Genomic DNA, 4,995 nt, shown 5'->3' with positions numbered 1-4,995 from the left:
ATCGCTTATTTTTTTTTAGTATTCGGCGTTTTCATTTATCCTGTTCTTATTTATTTCCTGGAAAGTTCGCTTGAAAAGATTATTACACTCGGACTGCCTTGTCCGTCTACAATATTAACATTTGGATTCCTGATGCTCACAAAGCCTAAATTATCAAAATACATATTAGTAATTCCTGCTTTATGGACAATTGTTGGAACAAGCGCAGCATTTAATTTTGGAGTTTATCCAGATTATTTTATGGCTCTTTCTGCTTTAATAGCTATCATCTATTTGATTACAAGAAAAAAAAGAATAGAATGAGAATTAGCTACAAGCCCGATGCACGAAGTTGTTAGGGAAGATCTTTAAAAAACAGCAGCTTTCGGTAAAGTCGGGAGATTTTGTGCAGCCTGGTTTGCCTTTAGACACAATTATCAACTTAAAGTCGTTCAGAATGTAACAACAATAAGGAAATGGATACTAATTTTTCATATTTCAATTCTAATAAACCCATCATTTAAAATCATGAAAAAAGCACTTTTAATCCTTTGCCTTTTAAGTCTTATGTCCTGTGGAGTTTCAAAAGTACCTACTGATGAATTGCACACCTTAGACTCCGTAACTCTTTATGAAACCACAGATGATTACCTCAACAAGAAACCCATGGCGCTGGATGCCGGTGTCCTGATAAAAGACCAGAGTGACCAGCATATTACCATTAAAGGTATCTTCGATAAAAAAACAGGGGAAAAATTAAAAAAGGCTATTTCGGCCTGGGCCATGGAGTACAGGGATAACAATTACTTTAACCTGGGCTATTCCACCGATATAAACCATTGGAATTCCTATGCGAAATTTGACATCGAAGGAAAATATTCGGCCATTATCATTGACGACAATTCGCCATATATTCTGAAAACTACGAGCAATACTTACGGCGGAGGTTTGGCCGGCAGTTTAATTGCAGAATCGGTTAAATGGAATAAGAACTGGAAAGATAAAGATGGCGTTAAGAAAAAAATCCTTTTTATCGACACTCAGGATATTTCTCCTAAAATGCTCAATAGAAACGCCAGCAGCCACGGAAATTACCTCACAAGAAAGCAATTTGAAAACCTCATGGCCGAGATCGATATGAGCCTTCCGGAGGAAAAGATCAAGGATATCGAATTTGAAAAAGTAATAGAGATCATCGAGACCGCAAATAAAGAATCCGGGGAAGAAGCGATAAGCGCTCAGCCCTGATAAACGAAATAATCAGAAATGACAGCAAGAAACATACTGCTCGGGCTTTTTGCCCTTGGCCTGATAAGTTGTAACTCGACAAAAAAAGATTCCAACACTTCCGAAACCTATCCCGACATTAAAGTAGTGGGGGCCATGAAAAACGTGATGTGGAAAGGGGAATTAGGGAGCAGTATTGAGCTTGATACTATTTCTGACAAAAACGGACTTTACGGTCTTGGTCCCGAAAGCTACCTCACCGGTGAGTTGTTGATCAATAACGGAAAAAGCTATGTTTCGAAAGTAACTTCAGATTCGACCATGAGCGTTGAAAAAAGCTTTGAGGTGTCGGCTCCTTTTTTTGTGTATACCCACGTAGCTGAATGGGAGGAGATGGAATTAACTTCAGAGGTGAAGACTATCCGGGATTTAGAGCAGTTCATTGACGAAAAGACCACGGATTACAAACGACCCTTTGCCTTTAAACTGGAAGGCAAGGTATCCAAAGCGGTAATTCATGTGCTTGATCTACCGCAGGGAACCAAAGTCTCCTCCCCTGCCGATGCGCATCAGGAACAGACAGACTACAATCTAAGCGATGAAGAAGCCGAGATAGTTGGTTTTTTCTCCACAGAACATAAAGGCGTTTTCACGCATCACGATTCCTATTTACACATGCACCTCATAACAAAAGACGAAAGCAAAATGGGACATTTGGATGAATTGGAAATCGGAGAAATGAAACTGTTTCTTCCTAAGAAATAAACCAGAACGGCGGGGAATCTTTCATTCCAGAGATTTTAATTAAACCCAGTTTCAAACCTGGTCCATTATTAAAAAACTGCTGCTAAATCTTTAGCAGCAGTTTATATACTTTAAAATTTTGATCCTCGATTAAGATTCCACAGGCGGAATTTCTATCTCACTCTTCCATTCTGTAGAAATCACCTCCTCCTTTTTGATCAGGTTTCCCGAGGTAGTAATTCTATATTGGTTCTTTTCCGGGTTTTCCAGTTCCCAGATGATATTTTCTGCTTCAGGAAAATCGGTATTTTCATCCATTTGTTCTTCAAATAATCTCTTCACGATATTTCTGTCAGAAAGCCCTTCATTAAACAATCTCAACACCATTTCTTTGGTAAGCGGGATTTGATTGTGTTCATCTGAAGGGCTAATGAAACAATCTATAATTGTAGCGCTGGAGCTGGGAAACTTACCATTGTAAGCTTTAAAAAGGAGTTGATTTACATGAAATAATGGCGCCTGCAATTCCATATCGGGATATTCCTCACACACCTTATCGTCTAACATATCATTGGATATCTGGTCTATCTGTCCTTCAGATAAATGTTCCCCCAATTTGTAATCCAAAACAATTTTTGCCGCTTCAGAAGGCTCATAATCGCTAATGGCCATAAAGAGTAATTCCCTTAAACTTTCGGTGCCGGTATCTTCCGCATCCGGGTAATCAAATTTCTCCAGTAACCCAATGTAATCCTCATTAGTCCAGTATTCCGGGATTTCATCAACAGTCTGGACCTTCTCTATTTTTATGTTGTATTTCATTTTAATTTTAATTTATTCCTTAGTACGGAGTATAATCATTTAATTCCACTAATCGCTTGTATAAACTCACAACTTTAAAAGACTGAGGTCCCAAAAGTTAGCACAGATTTAAACCCGCTGCTGAAGTGGACGTTACAGAGAACATTAATGTGGTTTGAAGCTGAAACACATTCGGTAATTAACCTGGGAGACCAATCTGCCAGGATGATTTTGGTATATTTGAATGAATGATGTTTTGATAAAGTCCGGAGAACTTTCACAGCGATTGTTTCCACTACCACTTTCTTAAAGCACGAATCCCCAATACTTGATGAAAAGAATATTTCCGTTTTTAATTATGTTCCTGGCCGTAGCGGCCACAGCCCAGAATTCAGAAAAGACCGATGAAGAGCAAATCAGGGATCTGATCATCAATTCCTTTCAGGAGATATTTTCTGATATGGATCCTCAAGCCCTTGACACCTACTGCACCGGGGATTTCCTGCTCCTTGAGACCGGAGAAGTCTGGGATATGGAAAAGATGAGAAACTATATAAAACAGGCCGGAGAACGCAATTCACAGGTAAAAAGGATAAATTCCTTCAACTTCATTGAAATAAAAATTGAAGGCAAAATGGCCTGGGTAGCCTATTACAACAAAGCTGAATTTAAGTCGGGAGATGAGGTACTAAGGGAGATGAACTGGTTGGAAAGCGCTACCGCCATTCTCACTGATGAGGGATGGAAACTTCAGCTGCTTCATTCTACCGTGGCTAAAGAGTGAAGATTTAGCGACTGCAAAGCAGAGAGGAATTAAATGCTATGTAGTATTCGGCATTCCGGAAATGATTTAAAAATTCCTAAATTGAGGAAAAATTCAGATCATTAGATCAAAGAAAATTTGAAGAAAAGCAGAAGACTTTACCGTACTTTTTATAAGCTTGAAGAGCAACTGGAAATACCCATGTTTGTTCTTGCACTGGTTTGGCTTTACTTATTCATCATAGAGCTAATACGTGGTTTAAGCCAATTCCAGGAAACCCTTATCTACATCATCTGGGCTTTGTTCATTCTGGAATTTTTACTGAAAATTGCACTCGCACCTAGAAAATTAAGTTTTGTAAAAAATAACTGGATCACAGTAATCGCACTTTTGGTTCCTGCGCTAAGGGTTTTGAGAATTTTAAATGCACTCAGGATCCTTCAGTCGGTAAGGGTGATTAATTCCACCAGGGTTATTCGGGCGATCACCTCGGGAAAGCGTTTTTTCAGTGCCCTCAAAGAAGCACAAGGCCCCGAACCGCAACCGGAAATGGAAGTAGGGATCTTGATCGCCATTAGCAAAGCTGAGGACAAGGAGGCATTTATTAACTATGCAAAACAACTGGTGCAGGATATCAAAGTCCGACTTAAAGAAAGCACCGGGATCACCTGGAGTTTTGATATAGTAGATACTACCAGGCTGGAAAGCGACCGCTCAAGATACCCCTCTGAATTTCTCGACGGTGCCAGCCTGAGAATGGCCGAAGGCCCCTACGACCTGGTAACGGTAATAACAGACGTGGGTATAATGTCGCGAAAAAACAATCTGGTCGCAGGCCTTTCTTCCTCGGTAACCAGAATTATCGTCTTATCAACACGAAAACTGACTTCCACCGGCCGGAATAAAGCCAGGCTGGAGCTCACCGATTCCAGGGTGAGATTTAACAGCGGGAAATTCATGCTCCACCAGATAGGTCATTTGCTGGAACTAAAGCATAGCTCCGCGGCAACCAGTAAGATAATGGACGCCAGATCTTTTACCGCAGACTTGAAGGAAATACCTTCTTTTACTTCTGAAGAAAAAGAAAAATTAAAAAAGAAGGCGAAAAAAGCACCCGACAGGGAACTGCAGGATGCGAATGATTTGGAAACTTTTATTTTTCATATTTTAATGACCTTCAGACACCTGAAGATTTTCTTCAGGCCTTTGCTTAAAAATAAAGCGCTGTTATTACCATTATCCTTACCGGGTCTGGCCACCGCCGCCGTGGCTCCGGCCATAATCCTCATCTTTACTGCTGAAATCTGGGATGTTGGTTTAGGAATGAGTAATGGAACGGCAGCCTTTTTTGCGGTGATAAGTATTATGCTGGCGAGTTTTTATCTGGTGCGGGTGCAGTCTCTATTCCTGCCCAGGAAGGAAAAAAGAATCCTTACCGAACACCTTGCAGTTGCCAACAGTGTAATTTATTTCAGCATCTT

Annotated in this window: 6 protein-coding genes; 5 read left to right on the top strand and 1 reads right to left on the bottom strand. The window is 40.3% G+C overall.

The window, feature by feature from the left end; all coding sequences use genetic code 11:
* The 3 genes from ACESK1_RS11940 to ACESK1_RS11930 all read left to right on the top strand — a co-directional run.
* Positions 1 to 303: DUF6064 family protein (locus ACESK1_RS11940; protein ID WP_372920407.1), on the top strand; the 303-nt coding region annotated here is incomplete at its 5' end.
* A gap of 204 nt (positions 304 to 507) precedes the next feature.
* On the top strand, positions 508 to 1,227 hold the full coding sequence (locus ACESK1_RS11935; RefSeq protein ID WP_372920406.1) for a hypothetical protein: 720 nt from the start codon (positions 508 to 510) through the stop codon (positions 1,225 to 1,227).
* An 18-nt stretch (positions 1,228 to 1,245) separates the two neighbouring features.
* Positions 1,246 to 1,971, top strand: coding sequence for an acetolactate decarboxylase (locus tag ACESK1_RS11930; RefSeq protein WP_372920405.1), 726 nt, complete (start codon positions 1,246 to 1,248; stop codon positions 1,969 to 1,971).
* A gap of 129 nt (positions 1,972 to 2,100) precedes the next feature.
* Here ACESK1_RS11930 and ACESK1_RS11925 read toward each other — a convergent pair whose 3' ends face one another.
* The gene (locus ACESK1_RS11925) at positions 2,101 to 2,772 is read right to left on the bottom strand and encodes a hypothetical protein (RefSeq protein ID WP_372920404.1); all 672 of its coding nucleotides are present in this window, start codon (positions 2,770 to 2,772) and stop codon (positions 2,101 to 2,103) included.
* Positions 2,773 to 3,082: 310 nt separating this feature from the next.
* On the opposite strand from ACESK1_RS11925, the gene ACESK1_RS11920 reads away from it, so the two are divergent.
* Positions 3,083 to 3,535: a DUF4440 domain-containing protein gene (locus ACESK1_RS11920; protein WP_372920403.1), complete on the top strand. Its 453-nt coding sequence runs from the start codon at positions 3,083 to 3,085 to the stop codon at positions 3,533 to 3,535.
* A gap of 117 nt (positions 3,536 to 3,652) precedes the next feature.
* Positions 3,653 to 4,995 (top strand): hypothetical protein (locus ACESK1_RS11915; protein ID WP_372920402.1); only part of this gene is annotated, 1,343 nt, incomplete at its 3' end.

It is taken from the genome of Salegentibacter sp. (genome assembly GCF_041642575.1).
GTDB lineage: Bacteria > Bacteroidota > Bacteroidia > Flavobacteriales > Flavobacteriaceae > Salegentibacter.
The sequence above is the reverse complement of the archived record's forward strand: the minus strand, read 5'-3'. Positions and strand labels throughout refer to the sequence as shown.